This is a genomic window from Paenibacillus sp. H1-7 (assembly GCF_022354825.1).
In the GTDB taxonomy this organism is placed as follows: domain Bacteria; phylum Bacillota; class Bacilli; order Paenibacillales; family NBRC-103111; genus Paenibacillus_S.
On sequence record NZ_CP031168.1, the window covers coordinates 7365663 to 7384265 of the forward strand.

Here is an 18603-nt window from a genome sequence, read left to right on the forward strand (position 1 = left end):
ATTAAATATAATTGCTTTTCGTATCAAAAATGTGCGGGTCGAGCTTGTTCCAAGGCTCAAAGGTCGTCGTCAGGGTGCAGCGCTGCCCGCTTTCGGCCGACTGGTAGGCCGCGAACATGATTTCATGCACGTGCAGCTGCAGACGTCCGGACGGCTTCGGCTGCTCGCCTGTGCGCAAGCAGTGGACGAAGTGACTCATGATGTCGCGCTCGGAATCGATGGATGGCAGCAGCTTCGGCGCATAGCAATCCGAATAGCCGCGCCAGGTAACCGATTCTGCGTCCGGGATCGGCGCTAGAGGGGAATGCACCACGAGCGGGAACCCGCCGTCGTTGACCGCAATCGTTCCTTTACGGCCGTAAATGAGCGTGTTGTTCTGCTTGATGGAGGTCCCCCACAATGTCCGGATGACCGCGTGCTGCCCTCCCGTGAACGTCAGGATAACGGTAGCGTTATCGTCTACGTCGCTTTGAATTTGCTTGCCGCCGTTCACAATCCGCTTCGGGATGATTGTGTTCACTTCCGCCATAACGCTTTGCGCCGGACCCAGCATGGAGATCAGCCTGCTTATGGGATAAACCATGCAATCGAGAATGGCTCCGCCGTGCGAGATTTCCTTGTTATAATACCAGTTGTCCCTTCCCGGTCCGGGAATGTTCAGCTGTGCTTCAGCTCCCGTAATTTTGCCAATAACCTCTTCACTGACATAAGGTATGGCCGACATAAAGCTTGGGTTCAGATCATAGGGCAAGTTCATCAATGTTTTATTGTTGGCTTCGGCCAGCTCCACCATTCGTTTGCAGTCCTCGAAAGTGGTAGCCATCGGCTTTTCATTGAGAACGTGAAGCCCTCTTTCCAGTGCGGCCATGACCACTTCGGCATGTACCGAGTGAGGGGTCGTGACGACAACCGCATCGAGCTCCTCCTCGTCCATCATGCGAAGGTAATCGTCATACCAGCGCGGTATGCCATAGACTTTAGCCTTCTTCTCCGCATTGTCCAAATGTCTGGCGCAGGTTGCCACGAAGGATACCTGCTCGAGCTTCGCCGCCTGTTCAAAAAAGCGGTTGCTGATATCCCCGCTTCCTACCATCCCTAATTTGATCGGTTTCATGCCGCATCCTCCCCTTGTAGTTACTGCCGGTAAAAGGTCCGGCCGATGCACTTTCACGCACCATCCTGCGATATCTCGTCTCATTATAAGCGACTTTACGAAGGGTGGAAATGACTGAATATTTCGTAAGTTAGTATCTTCTTGTAAAGTGCCTCCGTCGGTACACCTTACCTTTTGTATACTTATGCAATCTGATGTAACTGCTTACAAATGAACTCCCGTTTCCTTATAATTAGAAAAAGGACAACCCGCATTATCGGATTGGGAGAACCTACAGAACAGGAGCTGATTCACGATGAAAAGCAGAACCATTACAGGAACGGATTTGTCGCCTTCCGTCATTTGTCTGGGCACGGCCAACTTCGGCGAAACGGTAAGCCGCGAGCTCTCCTTCGAGCTTATGGACCGTTATCTGGATCGGGGCGGAAATTTCCTCGATACCGCCAAAGTATACAGCGACTGGGTACCGGGAGAGCGGAGCCGAAGCGAAAAGGTCATTGGTGAGTGGATGAAATTGCGCGGCAATCGCAGCCGTATCGTTCTCGCGACCAAAGGGGCGCATCCCGAGCTGGATACGATGCATATTCCGCGAATGAGCAAGGAAGAAATCGTTTCCGATCTGGAGCATAGCCTGCAGCATTTGCAGACGGATTATATCGATTTGTACTGGCTGCATCGCGATGACCCCGAGACACCGGTGGAAGTAATTATCGATGTGTTGAACGACCAGGTACGGCAGGGCAAAATCCGCTGCTTCGGCTGCTCCAATTGGCGCTCGGAGCGAATAGAAGCCGCTCAGCAATATGCGAGAGACAAAGGCCTTCAAGGATTTGCAGCCAGCCAAACCAAATGGAGCCTTGCGTCATACAGTGCCGGCAACGATCCTACGCTGGTGGCCATGGACGAGAAGGAGCTGGCGTACCATGAGCGCACCGGCTTGGCGGCAATTCCTTATAACTCGCAGGCGAACGGATTTTTCAGCGGACGGTATACCCTCGACATGCTGAAGGAGCCGAGCGAGGCGAACAAAAAGGTGTGGAAGCTGTGCAACGAAGAGAACCTTCGCAAATTGAAGCTCGTTGAAGAAATCGCACAGCGGAGCGGTCTTACAATGACCCAAGTCGCGCTGGGGTATTTGCTGGCCCATCCGTTCCCCGTCTTCCCGATCTCCGGCTGTAAAACCGCCGCCCAGCTGGACGATTCCTGCGCCGCCGGCGATGTCACGCTCGATCCGGAAGCGTTCGAGGCGCTGCGGGGGATTCGGGCTTAAGTATCTCTTAAACACTAGGCTGCCGCGAGGCAGTCTTTTGCTTATGTAGCGCGCTATATCAGCTCCTTGCGGGATTTTAAATAACTGTACAGCATAACGCCGAAGACCGCACAGAGCAAAGCGCATACACCAATAAACACGTAGCCGGCCTGAAGTCCGCGCAGCAGCCCCAATTCCGTCCCGGCACCGTAGGCGTTTTTGAATCCGTTGGTAATGGCACCAATGGCATAATTTCCGATGACGCTCCCTACTCCCATCAACGTAACGATAAACGTAATGGCCGTGTCGCTGCCGTGCGGGTACCTTTTGGCTATTAGCGCCATGACGGTAGGATACACAGGCGCTATGCCTATGCCGGCGGCAGCGAACAAATAGGCCAGCGATTCCCCTCCGACGATAGCGATCAAGGTACAAATCCCGGAGAAGCAGGAAAAAATGATGAGCGACAACGTAAATCCTATTTTATCGGTCACCGGGCCTAGAACGAGCCTCGCTGCGGAGAAACAGAGGAAGAAGGCCGACAGCATCCCTGAAGCCGATACGCTGTCCCATTGATATGCTTTTTCCAAGAAATTGACCAGCCATCCTCCTACAGCCATTTCCGATACGACCCCGAACGAAAGAACGAGCACCAGCAGCCATAAAGCCGGATCACGCAGCAATTGCTTCAGTGGAATCCGATCCTCGTGCGACGTGTGATCCCCCGGAAAGGTGCTCATGAAAGCAGGAATCATAGGCAGTACGGCCAATGACAGCATGATCAGATACATCCCGCGCCAATCGAACACATGCCCGAACCAGCTTACCGTCATCATGCCGGATGCTATGATGGGAGCGACAATAGAGCTCAACCCGTAGAAGAAATGGGACAGATTCATCATGGTGCCCGTATTGCGTACAAAAATGCGCGCCCCGAGAATAGCCAGGCCGATCTCAAGCATCCCGTTTCCTATATACAGGATAAAATACGAGGAAGTAAACACCGGATAGCTATGGGAGAAGAAAATAAGAACTCCCGACAAGACCATCGATCCGAATGCAATCATGCTGACCGCCTTGATCCCCCATATCCGCGTTAGGTAGGCGGTAAAGGAGCAAGCGATCAAATAACCGAGCGAATTGAGCGACAAAAGGGTTCCCAGCTGCTGTTCATCCAGCCCGAAGTCGTATTGAATTCGCGGAATGGCGGGACCTTTAATGTTTTCCGATAATCCAAAAATAATGAATCCGAGAAAAATCGTCGCCAACTGCATCGCATACCTATATTTCTTCGATTCTACGGCGATTTTGTTCATTGAAAATGACTCCTTGCATCGTTAATACCCGGCGCTTTCATATTGGGAACAATTAACCCTATTTTCATGGCAAAGCTTACCATGGTTTTTCCGTCCGCGCAATGGTCATTACGATGCTTACGGCAAAAAAAGCCCTAGCCCGATTAAGGCTTCGGACTAAGGCTGATGCGCCAAGGAAATCGGCGGCAATGTCTTCTCAAGCGTGCATTACCCTTTTACGGATCCGACCAATGCGCCTTTGGCGAAATATTTTTGCAGGAACGGATACACAATCAGGATCGGGATCGTCGATACCATGATGACCGCCATTTTGATCGTCTGCTCCGGCGGCTTGACGAAATCGTCCCCGAAGCCGGATGTATCGGCGCTGAAGGCGCTCGCCACGATAACGATTTGACGCAGCAGCACCTGAATCGGCCATTTGGCTGCATCGTTCAAATAAATGATCGCATTGAAATAGGTGTTCCAATAATTCACCGCATAAAACAGCGAGATCGTAGCGATAGCCGGCATGGACAGCGGGATGACGATTTTGAACAAAATGCCGAAGTCGTTGCAGCCGTCCATTTTGGCCGATTCTTCAATGCCGTCGGGCAAGTTCATGAAGAAGCTGCGCATGATGATCAGGTTGAAGGCGTTGACCGCCGTAGGAAGAATAAGCGACCAATAAGAGTCGACCAGGCCCAGCTCCTTGACGACGAGGAACGTAGGGATCAGCCCCCCGTTGAACAGCATGGTGAACACGACGAGAAACATGAGCACCCTGCGTCCGTCCAAATCTCTTCTAGTCAAGCCGTACGCCATAAGGCAGGTCAACAACATGCTCACCAGCGTCCCCACTAGAGTCACGCCGATGGATACCCCCAAAGCTTTATAAATCGCATTCGTAGACAAAATATATTGATACGCTTTGACGGTAAACTCCGTCGGAATCAGCACGAACGGCTTTCTTGCCATCTCCTCCTCCGTTGTGAAGGACGCCATGACCACGTGCAGGAACGGGAGGAAGGTTACCAGCGCAACGATTGCCAGCAGCACAATATTGCACAGATCGAACATTCTGCCGCCCAGCGTTTTATCTTTCACCATGATGAGCTCTCCTTTTCTCCTGTGAGTCGCAAATTACAAATTAGTAGATGCCTTCCTCACCGAATTTTTTGGCCAGTTTGTTCGACAGAACGACCAGGAACAGACCGACGAACGATTTGAAAAAGCCTACCGCCGTACTAAAGCTGAATTGTCCCTGCTTCAGACCGACCGTATATACGTACGTATCCAATATTTCCGCAATTGGACGGTTCATCGAGTTAAGCAGCAAGTACACATGCTCGAAACTGAGATCGAGAACGTTGCCTATCCGAAGAATAAGCAGAACGATAATTACACTCCGGATCGAAGGAAGCGTAATATGCCAGATTTGCCGGAACCGGCCCGCTCCGTCCATTCTTGCCGCTTCATACAGTTGTGGGTCTATAGAGGCAATGGCAGCCAGATAGACAATCGTTCCCCAGCCCGCTTCTCTCCAGATGACCTGGATAATGTACATCGGATGGAACCATGTAGGATCGAGCAGGAAGTTCACTTTCGGAAGCCCGAAATAAACGAGCAATTCGTTGATGATCCCGCCGTCCATCGTCAGCATCACGTAAGAAATCGAAACGATAATAACCCAGGACAAGAAGTGAGGAATATAGACGATCGTTTGTACCAGACGTTTGAAGAAAGCATTGGCCACTTCATTCAGCATGATGGCCAATATGATCGGCACAGGGAAATAAAACAAAATGTTATACAGGAACAAAATCAGCGTGTTCTTAAAAATGTTCCAAAACTCGCCGTCCGTGAACAGCTTCTCGAAATGCTTCAAGCCGACCCATTCACTGCCCATGATGCCCTTGTACGGCATATAATCCTGGAAGGAAATGACGAGCCCGTACATTGGGAAATATTTAAAGATGATAAAGTAAACGAGCCCCGGAATAATCATCATATACATGTAGCGGTTCCGGAGCATGCGTTTCCATAAATCGCTGCTGGATTTGGGACGAGCCTCCATTACTTTAGGCCGGGCGATCGTGTTGTTCATCGCGTATAACTTCCTTTCTTTCCGTAAAATCTTCTATGCTCCGCACGAGCGCCGGAGGAAAGGGAAAGGCGCCTGACGGAACCAGGCAGCCTCCCTGTAACCGGATCCAAACTATTATTTGCCGCCGCTTGCTTTGAACGATGCATTGTATTCTTCGATAATTTTGGCTCCGCCGTCATCCTGCCATTTCTTAATCGCAGCCTGGAAGCCCGCCTCATCGATATTGCCGAGCATGAACTTATAGGAAGCATCCTTGATAATGTCCTGCAGTCTTGCACCCTTCTCGTTATATGTCTTAGAGTCCAATGGAACAGTAGGGTCTTGAAGGGCGAATTTCACCGCATCGTTGGACAGGTTCACCGCTTTTTCCTGCGCCTTCAGCGTGTACAAAGACGGCAAAATGTTCGTCGTATCCGCCAGTGCTACGGTCAAATAAGGCTTCTGCTCCTTCTCCTTCATCTTCTCGTCGGTTCCCGGCTGTACTTTGCCGTCCTGCAGCGTATAGTGCTGGCCTTCCACACCGTATTTCAGCAGGTTCGCGATTTCCGGAGTGTAAAACTTGTCATAGAACGCCAAAATTTGCTTCAGCTCGCCCTCTGTCTTAACCGCCGATTTCGGGAATACAACCAAGGTTCCGTAGCCCGGAATACCCCATGTCGTAGGCTTGGCGTTGCTTGGGCTGGTAATTTGGTTCACCACTTCGAATTGAGCGTCTTTATTGTTCTTGGACGTTTTGTCCTGAATCGTGAGCACATCCTGCATCGAACCGATATACATGCCGGCTTTGCCCGTATACATCATGTTTTGCTGGTCCGTTTTGCTCGTAACCGGGAAGTCCTGGTTGATTAAGCCTTCGTCACGCAGCTTTTTAATAAACTTCATCGTATCCATGTAGCCCTTGGTCATGAACTCAGGCACCAGCTTGCCGTCGACGGCTCCCCAGCCATTCGGAGTGCCGAAGTACGAGGACAGCGTCTTGAACGCTCCGTAAACAAGATCGTTGCGGTCAGCCAAGCCCAGCGTTTTACCGCCGCCCGCAAAATCCGCTTCTTTGAACTTTTTCAGCATATTGTAGATGTCATCGGTTGTTTTCGGTTCGGATAAGCCCAGCTTATCGGCCCAGTCCTTGCGATAGATGATCCCTTGGCGGGCGATCGGTCTTTCCTGATACAACGTATAGATTTTGCCTTCCACCGCGGTATTCTTCAATACGTCCGGGTTCAGCTTGCTCAAGTTCGGATAATCCTTCAAGTACGGGCCGATTTCCCAGAATTGGCCGTTTTTGATCGCATCGCGCAGCAGCACGAAGGAAGACTGATTCTTCAAGTAAGCCGCTTGCGGAAGAGAGCCTGTAGCGAACGCTGCCTGGAACTTCTCGTCATAGGAGCCGTCCGGCACCCATTGGAATTCGATTTGGCTGTTCGTTTTCTCTTCCAGCAGCTTTTCGATTTTGTCCGATGGAACTTCAGGCGTACTCAAGTTAGCCATGATCGTAATTTTCAAAGGCCCTTGATTCGCCTGGCTGCCATTAGCCGTCCCCTTACTTTCCGTCTTCGAGTCTCCGCAGCCTGCCAGAATCGTCGTTACGGCCAATACAGCGGCGCAAACCATACTCGTTTTTTGAGCGATCTTCTGATTCTTTTTCAAATGCATTCGACCTCCGTTTTTTGTTTTGCCTTTTGGATTTGCAGGTTGTCTAAGTTTTCGGTGCTGGCCTAATCATATATCGCCGGTACGCATTACAACTACAATCATTGACTCACAACAACCACGAAAAACCCCGTCATATCAACGTTTTTGCGCGATAATCAGGGGCAGGTTAAATTCTGCATATCACAGGATATGGATAAAACGTCTCATCGACGCCCTCAATTGAATTTACTAATTATGCATAAATAAGGATTTACTACAAAAAATAACAATCAGCCTATTTTATTGAAACAGGGGGTCCGTATGGCAGATCAGAGTGAACTCATGACGGAGCTAAGCCGCAGTCTTGCCGACAACCTGCTGCAGCTCGAGAAGGAGCTAGGTCGCAGCGGCGATGTTGCTGTCCGGCAATTTCAAATCGACATCGGCCCGGAGCGTTTCGTTCAAGCCGCTGTCGTCTATGTAGACGGCCTCTCCAATCTCAACAGCATGATCGATTCTCTGATCGCTTACTTCGAGAGGAACGGGCCACTGCCGCCTCATTCCGAACAGCTGCTGGACCGCTGCAAACAAATCGCCGTCTCATCCGGTACGGTAAAGGATATCGTCCAGTTCGAAGAGCTGTATGATTTGCTGCTGTCCGGCAGCAGCATTCTGATGCTGGATGGCAGTTCGCGTGGGCTTGCTATCGGGACGAAGGAGCTGACCGCCCGAACGGTAGAAGAACCGAATGTACAGTCCGTAGTTCGGGGACCGAGGGAAGGCTTTACCGAGGTGCTGCGCTGGAATACCGCCATGCTGCGCCGCAGAATTAAGGACCGGCATTTATGGATGGAAACGATGAATATAGGCAGAGTAACGAAAACCGAGGTTGCCGTTGCATATATCAGCAATATTGTGTCAGAGCAATTATTGAATGAAGTCAAGCAAAGATTGTCTGCCATAGACATCGACGCCATTCTCGAAAGCAACTACATCGAAGAGGAGCTGAAGGAGAAGCGCTACACTCCTTTTCCGACATTGTTCAATTCAGAGCGTCCGGATGTTATCGCTGCCGGGTTATTGGAAGGAAGAGTGGCCATTCTGGTCGACGGAACGCCGTTTGCGCTCCTGGTACCGGCTCTATTCACCCAATTTTTCCAATCGAGCGAGGATTACTATCAATCGGCGGACTTTTCGACACTAATACGGATGCTTCGGTATTTGTCCTTTGCTTTGGCGCTGTTAACTCCATCTTTTTATATCGCTATATCTACATTTCATCAAGAGATGCTGCCAACCACGCTGCTATACAATTTAGCGAGCCAGAGGGAAGGCGTACCTTTCCCCGCTTTCATTGAGGCTATCTTGATGGAAGTGACTTTCGAAATTTTGCGGGAAGCCAGCGTACGGATGCCAAGAACGGTAGGACAATCGATTTCTATCGTGGGAACGCTTGTTGTAGGGCAGGCGGCAGTAGAGGCCGGCTTGGTTAGTGCAGCCATGGTCATCGTAGTATCCATTACGGCCATATCTAACTTCGTTCTCCCGGCGTTCAACCTCGGTATTACGATTCGGATGATCCGCTTTGTTCTCATGATTCTTGCCGCATCGTTCGGCTTATTCGGGATATTTATGGGCATCATTGCCCTTGTAGTCCATATGTGCGGCTTGTCTTCATTCGGCGTCCCTTACATGGCTCCGCTGGCTCCGTTTCATCTTACAGACCAGAAGGATGGGGTGTTCCGCTTTTCGTTTCCCAACATGATAACCCGGCCCAAAACACTCCGGCCTAAAAATCTCGTTCGGCAAAAGCGCAGATGAGGAGGAGCATTCGTGAACCATAGGTTGTCCAAAGGCCTGATTCTCCTTCTCCTTCCGCTGATGCTAAGCAGCTGCTGGAGCCATCATGAGTTGAACGATATGAGCATTGTTGTAGGGATGGGCATCGATAGAGTGGATAACCAGTACATCATTTCCATTCAAACGGTGAATCCGGGGCAAGTATCGGTAAAAAAAGGGCCCTCCAGCAGCGCCGCTCCGGTAATCACTTATGAGGAAACCGGCATGACGATTCCGGAAGCATTAACCAGAATGACCGTTAAAGCTCCAAGACATTTATATTTTGCCCATTTAAGAATGGTAGTGATCAGCGAGAAAGCCGCACAAGACGGAATTGCCAAGTCCCTTGACTATTTATCCAGAAATAATGAAATGCGGACGGATTTTTATTTCATTATAGCCAAACAGGCGAAAGCTTCCGATGTACTAAAAGTGTTCAGCGTTATGGATCCGATTCCTGCCAACAACATGTTCACCAAGCTGGAAACTTCCGATAATTACTGGGCCGCTACGGGCAGCATGAATTTAAACAGGCTTCTTCAAGAGCTTGGCATGCGCGGCAAATCCCCTACGATGACCGGGGTTGAAATTAGCGGGAACAGGAAGCTTGGCCAAACGACGGCGAATGGACATCGTATTGATCCGCCTGCTTTAATCAAATATGCCGGGATGGCCGCCTTCAAATCGGACCGTTTCGTCGGATGGCTGGATGAGAACGATACGAAGGCATTAAATTACGTACAAGATTCCGTTATTCAAACCTTAGGCCAATTCCCTTGTCCTGACGGAGACGGGAGGATTTCCATGCAGGTCATCCGTTCCAAAAGCACCATTAAAGCTGCACTTCGAAACGGGCAGCCGGAATTTGATGTGTACTTAAGGGTAGAGCAGGATTTAGCCGCAGCCGAATGCAAGGCAGATCTGTCTAAATCATCCATTGTTGCCGAACTGAAGAAAGCATCGGACAAGAAGCTGGAAGCTTTACTCGGTAACTCGATTAAAAAAATTCAGAAGCAATATGGAACCGATATTTATGGCTTCGGCGAAGCAATACATCGGAGCTTTCCCGAAACATGGCATCAAATCAAGGATTGGGATCAAGCGTTTGCGAAGGCTCCTGTTCGCATCCATGCGAATACGGTTCTTCGTCGAGTAGGGACCATTCTGCAGCCGATAGACACCATTACCAAACAATAAAAGGAGTAGCGAATGTGGATATTAGCAGGAATTGCCCTTATGCTAGGCTGGACTTTGTGGAAAGAGTATCCTGCCCTATGGAAAGGCCGGAAAATCAAGGAGTTGATCCTATTGTCCGCTATCACTCTGGTTGTAACCGCACTATGCTTGGCACATGGCCTGAGTATAAGCTTACCTAATCCCCTTAACTGGATAGAGGCGGCATTGAGTGCATATCCCGCTGCGGTTTACTCGATATTTCAATAAAAAGGAGTCTGGTGTCATGGAGAATAAGGAGATCATCAACATGCGTACCTTTACGATACTGGTTGCTTTCTTTACGGTCGGTACCTCCATTCTCATTACACCCTCAGGACTCGCTCATGAAGCCAAGCAGGATGCATGGCTGGCTTGTATTGCAGGAATTGCTGCAAATCTTCTGCTCGCCTATCTGTATATCGTTCTGGGGAAGCGGTCGGGAGGGTTGACCTTGGTTCAGTTCAGCGAGCATGTACTAGGAAAGTGGATCGGCAAAGCGGTGAGCCTTGTCTTTATTTTGTTCTTCTACCTGCTGGCCTCGCTGATGGTCGGGGACTTAGGGTACTTCTTAACATCGCAAATTTTGCAGGAAACCCCTATCGAGGTTTTGCAACTGCTGTTCATCCTCATCGTCGTGGTCACCGTGCGTTCCGGGTTTATCGTTTATACGCGCGCGGCGGTTTTCTTTTTTCCGTGGATGATTGCTTTATTTCTGCTGCTTATTCTTCCGCTCATCCCCAAGGTTAACGTGAAGCAATTTTTGCCGGTCCTCGAATTCGGGGTGAAGCCGATTGCTCGCGGGGGCTTTACCTTTCAAGGCTTGCAGGAAACCGTCGTGCTGTTCATGTTTTATCCGTATGTGCACAAGCTGAAAGGGCATTGGAACGGCTTCATCTCAGGTGTACTGATAGGCGGAGCAATTCTGCTCGCAACTACGATAGGAAGCATTGCCGTCTTGGGCGTATCGCTCACCGCCAACCAGCTGTTTCCAGCGTACACGCTTGCAAAAACAATGAGTATCGGCCATTTCCTCGAACGGGTAGAAGGCATCATGATTTTGATTTGGGTTCTATCGATATTTTTCAAAATTGTCCTTACGTTTCACGCTGCGCTATCCGGGCTGGCCCAGTTAGCAAATGTGAAAGACGAAAAGCCGTTCGTCGTCCCGTTAGCGTTAGGTTTGGTGGTGCTATCTTTGATGTGCTACCCCAATACGATTTATATTAACGAGTATTTGTCCAAAAACTGGTCGCCCTTCTCACTGATCTTTACCCTGCTCCTCCCGCTGCTGCTTCTCGCTGCATCTTGGTTCAGAGGGCGTGCTCACGGTAAATCCAATGCTCAATAGCTGAGCAGCTTTTTGCCCGAATCCTTCCACATGCCGATGAACGGCTCGTCGACCGCCCACTGGATCATGACAACGGATTCATTCGGTGCCAGAGGCACGGTGGCAAGAGGCTTCCTCCCCATCGTTCCGTCGAACGGATACACGGCGATTTCGTCGTCCGATACGATTCCGACCAGTTCATTCCTAGGCGAAGAAAAAGCGTCCTTGGCGTCCGCACGAACGCTGCGGATTTCATTCCAGCCGACGGCAAGCCGATCGTAGGAGACGACGGAATCCGGCAAAGTAAGCGAGACATCGCTCAGCTGATAACGATACGCATCCTTGCTGCCGTATAACGCCAGCTGCGGAACCCATTGACCCTGCTTGCGGACGATGGCCCAGCTCTCGCCAAGGTCGTCCTGCGGCACCTTCGCCGCTTCTCCATTCGAAAATAACGGCTTGCCGGCGGCAACGGCGTTCAAGTCAGGCTGCACCGAGTCCCCATATAGCTTTTTTAACGAGACGTGGGGCTCCGAGGCAGGCTGCATCGTAAGCTTGGATGGGCTCTGTACGACATCCTGGATCTCCTTAACCCATACGTAGTCGTAAGGCACTTCCTTTCCCTGCTCGTTTTTACGGACCGTTTGGGACACGGATATATAGCGATTCCCTGCGAACAGCAGCTTCTCCGACACCTTCAGCGATACGGCAGGCCGAGGAGCCGCCGTGCGCAATTTATTCGAGCTCGAAGCGACCGAGGCGTTAAGCACCCAAGACGGCTCGGTCGTCCCCGTCTGGTTCTGGGGGACAATTTTCATGAATTCCGTCTTGTAAGGCATCAGGATCCCGTCCCCTTCGGCAACCTTTTGCAGCTTGCCCTGGTTGCCCGCCAGCAAGAGCGTCCTGTACGAGCTGTACTCGGGAACTCCGGCGATGGGACTATGATCCGCTCTCAGTCCGATCAGCACCGCTGAACGAATCTCCACCTCCGGTTGACCTTCGGTTTGCTGCGCCGGAGTAGCGGCAATCGATTCCTCCTGTTTCCCCGGCAATACATCGGGCAGGTGCCCCTGACTATTCATCCATCCGACATACAAGAACAGGGAAGCGGCAACGAGCGAAGCGCTGACCGCGCTAAACCAAGGCAGCCATCTTCTGCTCTTGGCCTCCCTTTCGTCCAAACGTTCGCCTATTCTTTTTTTCAATGCATCAGAGAACCCGTTGCGGGTAAGCGGTTCGCTGGCCAAGCCTTTTTTCAACTCGTCATCGATCGGCTCCATCACTCTGACTCTCCTTTATCTTCTTCATTTTGTTGCGGGCGTGAAATAACCGCGATTTGACCGTTCCTTCGGTTACTCCCAGCACTTGAGCCATTTCCTTCATAGACAATTCGTAATGAGCGAATAATATCAGTACTTCACGATATTTGGCAGGCAGCTTCAGCACCATCCTCCACATGTCGTTCGTGGCCAGCCGGTTCATGACTTCCTGTTCCGTCGAGGGGGCCTCAGCCGAAGGGGCGAGGAAATCCATTAAAGTCACCTTGCGGTAAAATGCTGCGCGCCGATAATCAAGCGTCATATTGCGCGTTATGGTAAGAATCCACGTTTTTACAGAAGATTCGCTCCGAAACGTATACAGGTTCCGGTACACCTTCAAAAAAACCTCTTGCGTGATGTCATCCGCCTGATCCCATTTCCGCGTCATGCTGTACGCATAGTTCCATACGTCCTTCCCGTAAGCGACCATCAGCTGCTCCAAGATGGCCTTCTTATCGGAGGTTTCTGACAAATATTTTAAGTATTCGAAATTTAATTTGGATTCCAAAACTGCCACCTCGATTATTTGACGACCCATCTTCAATATAAGTTCAAACTTCGCTGCATTCGTCCTTATTTGGTAATTTCATTGTAGCATTGATGGGACGAATCGGGCCAACTAAGATTTCTCATCGCAAAAAAACAGCCGTCAAGCAAGGTTGACGGCTGCAGTTATTATTTATTTGTTCCTGCCGGCCTGATAAGCCTCGTTATACTCCCTAATAATGCTGGCTCCGCCCCGCTTCTCCCACGTGGCGATTTCATTGCGGAACTGTGCCAGGTCAATTTTGCCCAATATGTAGTTATAGGTCGCGTTCGTAATTACTTCCGCCAGCTCCCCGCCTATGACCTCATTTGTAGTAGAGGTTAAGGACAGCGTCTGATCGCGGATCAATATGCTCTCATTATCTTTTGTCAGCTGATCGGCTTTTACCGCCAATGGGTCCTCCCGCTCTTGCTTGGATTTCATCAAATTCGGGTTGCTCATTCCTGCAATAACGAACGAGGTCAGCGGCAGTACTTCCGAATCGTAAAGCTGATCCATCTCTGCGGTGACGACGATTTGCCCGTCCACCGTCTTGTAATGCTTTCCTTCGATTCCGAAATTCAGCAGTTTGCTCACATTCTGATCCATACTCCGGTCGAAGAAAGCAAGAATGCGCCGCAATTCCTGCTCGTTGGCTATAGCCTTCTTGGAAAACAGGAATAGGCCGCCGAATCCGGGATTGGCCCATACGCCTTCCCCTTTCGGGCCGCGAATCCGGTTGATCAGGGTCAACTGCGCGTTCGGCTCGAACTTCTGGAGCTCGCGGAGCAGTCTCGGGGCATCCTCCATACTGCCGATAAAGCCTCCCGCTTTGCCGCTGATCAGCATATATCTTTGAATTTGCTTGCTGGTGACGGCAAAATCCTTATTCATGCTGCCTTCGCTCACCAGCTTTTTCATATAGTTCATCGTATCGACGTATTCGGCAGTCATGAAATCCGGCACGAGCTTGCCATCTCTGACGCCCCAATTGTTAGGCGTACCGAAGTAGGAGCTTAACGTCTTGAACGCCCCGTAGGTAAGGTCCCCGCGGTCTGCCAGCCCTATTGTGTCCTGAGCCCCGTTCCCGTTCGGATCGTTATACGTAAACTGCCTCAGCACTTCATACAGCTCATCCACTGTCGTCGGCTCCTTAAGCTTCAGCCGGTCGAGCCAATCTTTGCGCAGAATGACGCCTTGGCGGGATAACGGCCTCTCCGTATAGAGACCGTATAGCTTCTCCTGCACCGCCGTTTCCTTAAGAATTTCTTTGTTCAGCTTTTTCAAGTTCGGATAAAACTCGAGATAAGGGCCGATTTCCCAGAACATATCGGAGCGGAGGGCATTTTTCACAATGCCGTAATCCGTCTGGTTCACGTAGGTGACCTGCTTCAACGAATTCGTTTGCAGAGCATTGATCAGCTTGTCTTTATAATTATCGTTCGGAATCCAGTCCACTTCGAGCTTGGCTTGAGCCGCCCGCTCTACGGCTGTCATCATTTCAGCGGGAGGAGCCTGATTCTGATGCAGCGGGATCATGATGCCGATGGGCTTGGCCGTTTCGTCCGCAGCATTCGCGCCGCCCGGCAGCTGCTCCCTGGTACATCCGCCCAGCAGAACGGCCAGCACCGCCGTGAGCACGAAAGCGATTACAGCTATATGCGGTTTTGTGTACGGATTATGTCCCATCTTAACCCGCTCCTCCTCCGATATATTGGTGTATTTCATTATACACGATTGTGTAATTGGATGAAATCGTTGCTCGTCCGGCTGCGGATTGATACAATTAACTTTGTCTTGTAACGTCGAAAATAGTCGGAAACGGAGGTCCGAGATGCAAAGAACCAGCTATCTAACCAGACTCATACTATTCGGATGCATCCTATGCACGGTTCCCGTAATATTTTTCGGCATCCTGTCGTATCTCCAGTCGTCCAATGAAATTCAAAAGCAGGTCAACCGGGGGCAAATCCAGCTGCTGACACAGATGAACTCCAATGTGGAGCAAATCCTCCGGACGATCAACCATGCATTCGACCAGCTCGTCAATTCCCCCTTGATGGCCAAGGTGCTAAGCGAGCCCTTCACCTCGTACGATTTCATGCTGTACAAGGATTTGCGCAAGGAAATCAGCAATACCCAATCGTTTTATACCAAAGTGGATGATGTCGTTATCGTCAATCTCAAGCAGGATTGGATGATCAAAAACTCCGGCTTCTATACGTTTTCGAATTATATACACCGCTTTCAAATCGCCAACCAGATGCTTTTGCCCAATACGATCTCATGGGTGATGAACCCGAGCGTCTGGTTTTACAGCGAGGAAAAGGCGAATGCCGCAGCCTGTCCGTATACGATCAGCCTCGTCAAGAAGCTTCCTGACCAAAGCCTCGACAAATACGGGCTGGCCTTTACGAATTTGACGACCTGCAGCCTGGCCGAGCTGTTGAATTATACGCCGAGAGAATCGGAGACGGTCATGATCCTGGACGATCAGGAGCGCATCCTGTTCCACTCGGATCCCTCTATGATAGGCAAATACGCCATCAATACGGAATTCATTCGCGACCCGTCCATTTTCACGCAAGCTTCGGGGCAGTTCCAGACCGAAGTGAACGACCAGCTGTATACGGCCACCTATCTCCGGTCGTCGTATAACAACTGGATTTACTTGTCCATTATTTCTATCGACAGTCTGACCCAGGATTCCAAAAAAATCGGAAGATACACGATCTTCGTGTGCCTTATTATCGTCGCCGTCTTCTTGCTTATCGCGTGGCTCGGGTCCCGCAAAATGTACAACCCGATCGAGCGGCTGATGAAAGAAATCGGCGGAGGAAAAGTCCCGAGCGGGGAAAAGCGGCTCAGCAATGAGTTTGATTTCATCAGCGCCCAGGTGCAGACGCTGTTTCAGTCGAAATCGCAGCTGGAAACCGAGATGCACCGGCATCTCCAGCAAGCGCTGACCTATTTCCTGATCAAGGTGTTTCAGGGGAAGGTACGGCGCGACGAGATGATGGAACGGATGGAGCTGTTCGGCTTGAGCGGCATGCTATCGGAGTGGCGGATGCATTCGGTCATTACTCTGCAGATCGATACGCTGGACAACACGCGTTACGGCAAGGAGGATATGGAGCTCCTGCTGTTCGCAATCAATAACATTATCGAGGAAATCATTCCGTCCGACGTCCGGCTCCCGCCGGTCTTCATCGAGCAGACGCAGGTCACTTTGATCGGAAGCAGGGATCCGTCACCGGACGCTTTCAAAAGCTATATGTATACCGTAACCGAGACGATACAGCAAACCGTGCAGCGGGTTCTCGGCCTGGAAATCAGCATCGGCATCAGCCTGCCCTTCGACGATTTGAAGCAAGCCTCCGTCGCTTACCGCGAAGGACTGGAAGCTTTGAAGCAGCGCATTCATCTGGGCGGCCGCGTCATCATTTCATATGCCAATATTAACGAAGGGAAGCATCAGCTGCATCTGGATTACCCCTTCCTGACCGAAAGCGAGCTGCTCGACGCCATCCTGCTTGCCGATGAGGACAATGCCCAGCGGCTGCTCAGCCAGTTTATGAAAATTATTTTCAAGCATGAAATGGCGCCTCAGGAATATCAGATCCCGATGGTCCGCCTGTTTACGAGCTTGATGGTCGCGATGCAGGAATCGGGCGTTACCTTGAACCAGCTTCTGCCCAAGGGCGGCTCGCTGTATGAGGAGCTGAACAAGCTGCAAATGAGCAGGGAAATCGAGGAATGGTTCTGGACGCGGGTCATCTCGCCTTTGATCGGCATTTACAAGGACCGGCAAAACTCGCAGTACCAGAGCATCTCCGAGAAAATCATCGATATGATTCACAAGCAGTACGATACCGATCTGACGATCGAGCAGTGTGCTTCCCAGCTGCATTATAACGCAAACTATTTGAGCGGCATTTTCCGCAAGGAAACCAGCACGACGTTTAGCGATTACTTGTCGGCTTACCGTTTCGCCATGGCGAAGAAGTGGCTTACCGAGACGGATATGACGATCAAGGATATCGCCGAAAAGCTGCAATATATGAACTCGCAAAACTTCATCCGTTCTTTCCGCAAGCAGGAAGGCGTTACGCCGGGACAATACCGCGAATCTTTCCGCAAAAGAGGCCAGTGACAGCCGGATCTGCTCCGGCGCTTAGGTTTCGGGACAATAGCCCGGATTGAGCTGCTGCAGACGCCGGCTGTAGCCGGTATCGAGCTTCGCGAGCTCTTGGTAGTAGCTGCGGATCGTATGGTTGCCAATGATCGTAGACCGGCTGAACCGCAGCCGAAAGGCGCCCTTCACATGCCGATAATTCGCATAACTCAAGGAGGGGGGGAGAACGGGAACCAGGTCGGATTCATTTACGACCCGAACGCTGTGGCGAATCTTGCGTCCAAAAGCGGAGGCGAAAACGGCGTCACCCGTTTTCGGGGCAGCGTACGTATACAGCTTCGGCTGCTTGAACTTGCTGTTGACGGCTGTATCGAGAGCGCACATGGCAGCTATCGCGCCGCCGAGACTGTGGCCGGCAATCCAAAGGGCCTTGTCTCCGGACTGCTTGCGCAGGCAGCGCATGATGCTGTCCCGTGCCGCTTGCTCGTACAGCCTCGTGAACCCGCGATGCGTTCTGCCCGCCGACGGAACAAACGGGAACCGAACCTGCTGCATATCCGTGTTGGTAAGCAGCTCGGCTGCGCTCTCCGTGCCCCGGAAGACGATGATCACTGTCGTTGCGGACTGGAGAATCATGCCCAAATACGGGTCCTTTTTGCCGCCCAGCACGGCTACTTTGCGATAGCCCTTGGGCAGGATGCATTTTCCCCCGTTCTTATATTGCTGAACCGCCTGGTAGACGGCCGCTGCCAGAAATATCGCCCGGTCCGTGACCGCCTTCGCTGCCTTACCGCTCATCTCCTTCTCCCCCTGGGACGCTCGCGCGCTGCTTGTACTGTTCATAC

14 protein-coding genes are annotated in these 18603 nt (G+C 51.1%); 5 read left to right on the top strand and 9 right to left on the bottom strand.

From position 1 onward, the window contains the following. Position 1: 1 nt before the first annotated feature. A complete protein-coding gene (locus DVH26_RS32545; protein ID WP_239629673.1) occupies positions 2-1114 on the bottom strand; it encodes a Gfo/Idh/MocA family protein in 1113 nt (370 codons plus the stop codon). Between the two features lie 295 nt (positions 1115-1409). Between DVH26_RS32545 and DVH26_RS32550 the strand changes: the two genes are divergently transcribed. Next, complete coding sequence (locus tag DVH26_RS32550; RefSeq protein WP_239629676.1) at positions 1410-2384, top strand: aldo/keto reductase; 975 nt, start codon at positions 1410-1412, stop codon at positions 2382-2384. 53 nt (positions 2385-2437) lie between these two features. Here the strand turns inward: DVH26_RS32550 and DVH26_RS32555 are convergent, their stop codons facing one another. From DVH26_RS32555 to DVH26_RS32570, 4 genes are all read right to left on the bottom strand, one after another. Next, positions 2438-3679, bottom strand: a complete 1242-nt coding sequence (locus DVH26_RS32555; RefSeq protein WP_239629678.1) for an MFS transporter — start codon at positions 3677-3679, stop codon at positions 2438-2440. A gap of 207 nt (positions 3680-3886) precedes the next feature. Beyond that, positions 3887-4768: a carbohydrate ABC transporter permease gene (locus DVH26_RS32560; protein WP_239629680.1), complete on the bottom strand. Its 882-nt coding sequence runs from the start codon at positions 4766-4768 to the stop codon at positions 3887-3889. A gap of 40 nt (positions 4769-4808) precedes the next feature. Continuing rightward, positions 4809-5765 carry an ABC transporter permease gene (locus DVH26_RS32565; RefSeq protein ID WP_275590438.1) on the bottom strand — a complete coding sequence of 319 codons (957 nt, stop codon included), beginning with the start codon at positions 5763-5765 and terminating at the stop codon, positions 4809-4811. Between the two features lie 114 nt (positions 5766-5879). Continuing rightward, positions 5880-7376, bottom strand: a complete 1497-nt coding sequence (locus tag DVH26_RS32570; RefSeq protein WP_239635563.1) for an extracellular solute-binding protein — start codon at positions 7374-7376, stop codon at positions 5880-5882. Between the two features lie 342 nt (positions 7377-7718). Here DVH26_RS32570 and DVH26_RS32575 point away from each other — a divergent pair, with 342 nt between their 5' ends. The 3 genes from DVH26_RS32575 to DVH26_RS32585 all read left to right on the top strand — a co-directional run bounded on the left by DVH26_RS32575 (position 7719) and on the right by DVH26_RS32585 (position 11799). Then, complete coding sequence (locus tag DVH26_RS32575) at positions 7719-9218, top strand: spore germination protein (RefSeq protein WP_239629682.1); 1500 nt, start codon at positions 7719-7721, stop codon at positions 9216-9218. Between the two features lie 12 nt (positions 9219-9230). Then, a complete protein-coding gene (locus DVH26_RS32580; protein ID WP_239629685.1) occupies positions 9231-10433 on the top strand; it encodes a Ger(x)C family spore germination protein in 1203 nt (400 codons plus the stop codon). A 262-nt stretch (positions 10434-10695) separates the two neighbouring features. Further along, positions 10696-11799: a GerAB/ArcD/ProY family transporter gene (locus DVH26_RS32585; protein ID WP_239629687.1), complete on the top strand. Its 1104-nt coding sequence runs from the start codon at positions 10696-10698 to the stop codon at positions 11797-11799. Here DVH26_RS32585 and DVH26_RS32590 read toward each other — a convergent pair. From DVH26_RS32590 to DVH26_RS32600, 3 genes are all read right to left on the bottom strand, one after another. Next, the gene (locus DVH26_RS32590; RefSeq protein WP_239629690.1) at positions 11793-13058 is read right to left on the bottom strand and encodes a hypothetical protein; all 1266 of its coding nucleotides are present in this window, start codon (positions 13056-13058) and stop codon (positions 11793-11795) included. The genes DVH26_RS32585 and DVH26_RS32590 overlap by 7 nt on opposite strands. After that, positions 13042-13635, bottom strand: a complete 594-nt coding sequence (locus DVH26_RS32595; RefSeq protein ID WP_481857564.1) for an RNA polymerase sigma factor — start codon at positions 13633-13635, stop codon at positions 13042-13044. The genes DVH26_RS32590 and DVH26_RS32595 overlap by 17 nt, the downstream gene beginning before the upstream one ends. 141 nt (positions 13636-13776) lie before the next feature. After that, positions 13777-15312 (bottom strand): extracellular solute-binding protein, encoded by a 1536-nt coding sequence (locus DVH26_RS32600; RefSeq protein WP_239629696.1) that lies wholly within the window; start codon positions 15310-15312, stop codon positions 13777-13779. A gap of 145 nt (positions 15313-15457) precedes the next feature. Between DVH26_RS32600 and DVH26_RS32605 the strand changes: the two genes are divergently transcribed. Next, a complete protein-coding gene (locus DVH26_RS32605; RefSeq protein WP_239629699.1) occupies positions 15458-17776 on the top strand; it encodes an AraC family transcriptional regulator in 2319 nt (772 codons plus the stop codon). A 21-nt stretch (positions 17777-17797) separates the two neighbouring features. On the opposite strand, the gene DVH26_RS32610 is transcribed toward DVH26_RS32605, so the two are convergent. Continuing rightward, entirely contained in the window at positions 17798-18556 is a 759-nt protein-coding gene (locus DVH26_RS32610) for a lipase family protein (RefSeq protein WP_239629702.1), read from the bottom strand. Positions 18557-18603 lie beyond the last annotated feature (47 nt).

What these genes read in the sequence shown, in the direction of transcription:
- DVH26_RS32600 (WP_239629696.1), bottom strand. Translation starts at nt 15,312, where the DNA reads ATGGGACATAATCCGTACACAAAACCGCATATAGCTGTAATCGCTTTC.
- DVH26_RS32560 (WP_239629680.1), bottom strand. Translation starts at nt 4,768, where the DNA reads ATGGTGAAAGATAAAACGCTGGGCGGCAGAATGTTCGATCTGTGCAAT.
- DVH26_RS32605 (WP_239629699.1), top strand. Translation starts at nt 15,458, where the DNA reads ATGCAAAGAACCAGCTATCTAACCAGACTCATACTATTCGGATGCATC.
- DVH26_RS32555 (WP_239629678.1), bottom strand. Translation starts at nt 3,679, where the DNA reads ATGAACAAAATCGCCGTAGAATCGAAGAAATATAGGTATGCGATGCAG.
- DVH26_RS32595 (WP_481857564.1), bottom strand. Translation starts at nt 13,635, where the DNA reads ATGGGTCGTCAAATAATCGAGGTGGCAGTTTTGGAATCCAAATTAAAT.
- DVH26_RS32550 (WP_239629676.1), top strand. Translation starts at nt 1,410, where the DNA reads ATGAAAAGCAGAACCATTACAGGAACGGATTTGTCGCCTTCCGTCATT.
- DVH26_RS32545 (WP_239629673.1), bottom strand. Translation starts at nt 1,114, where the DNA reads ATGAAACCGATCAAATTAGGGATGGTAGGAAGCGGGGATATCAGCAAC.
- DVH26_RS32570 (WP_239635563.1), bottom strand. Translation starts at nt 7,376, where the DNA reads ATGGTTTGCGCCGCTGTATTGGCCGTAACGACGATTCTGGCAGGCTGC.
- DVH26_RS32590 (WP_239629690.1), bottom strand. Translation starts at nt 13,058, where the DNA reads ATGGAGCCGATCGATGACGAGTTGAAAAAAGGCTTGGCCAGCGAACCG.
- DVH26_RS32565 (WP_275590438.1), bottom strand. Translation starts at nt 5,765, where the DNA reads ATGAACAACACGATCGCCCGGCCTAAAGTAATGGAGGCTCGTCCCAAA.
- DVH26_RS32575 (WP_239629682.1), top strand. Translation starts at nt 7,719, where the DNA reads ATGGCAGATCAGAGTGAACTCATGACGGAGCTAAGCCGCAGTCTTGCC.
- DVH26_RS32585 (WP_239629687.1), top strand. Translation starts at nt 10,696, where the DNA reads ATGGAGAATAAGGAGATCATCAACATGCGTACCTTTACGATACTGGTT.
- DVH26_RS32610 (WP_239629702.1), bottom strand. Translation starts at nt 18,556, where the DNA reads ATGAGCGGTAAGGCAGCGAAGGCGGTCACGGACCGGGCGATATTTCTG.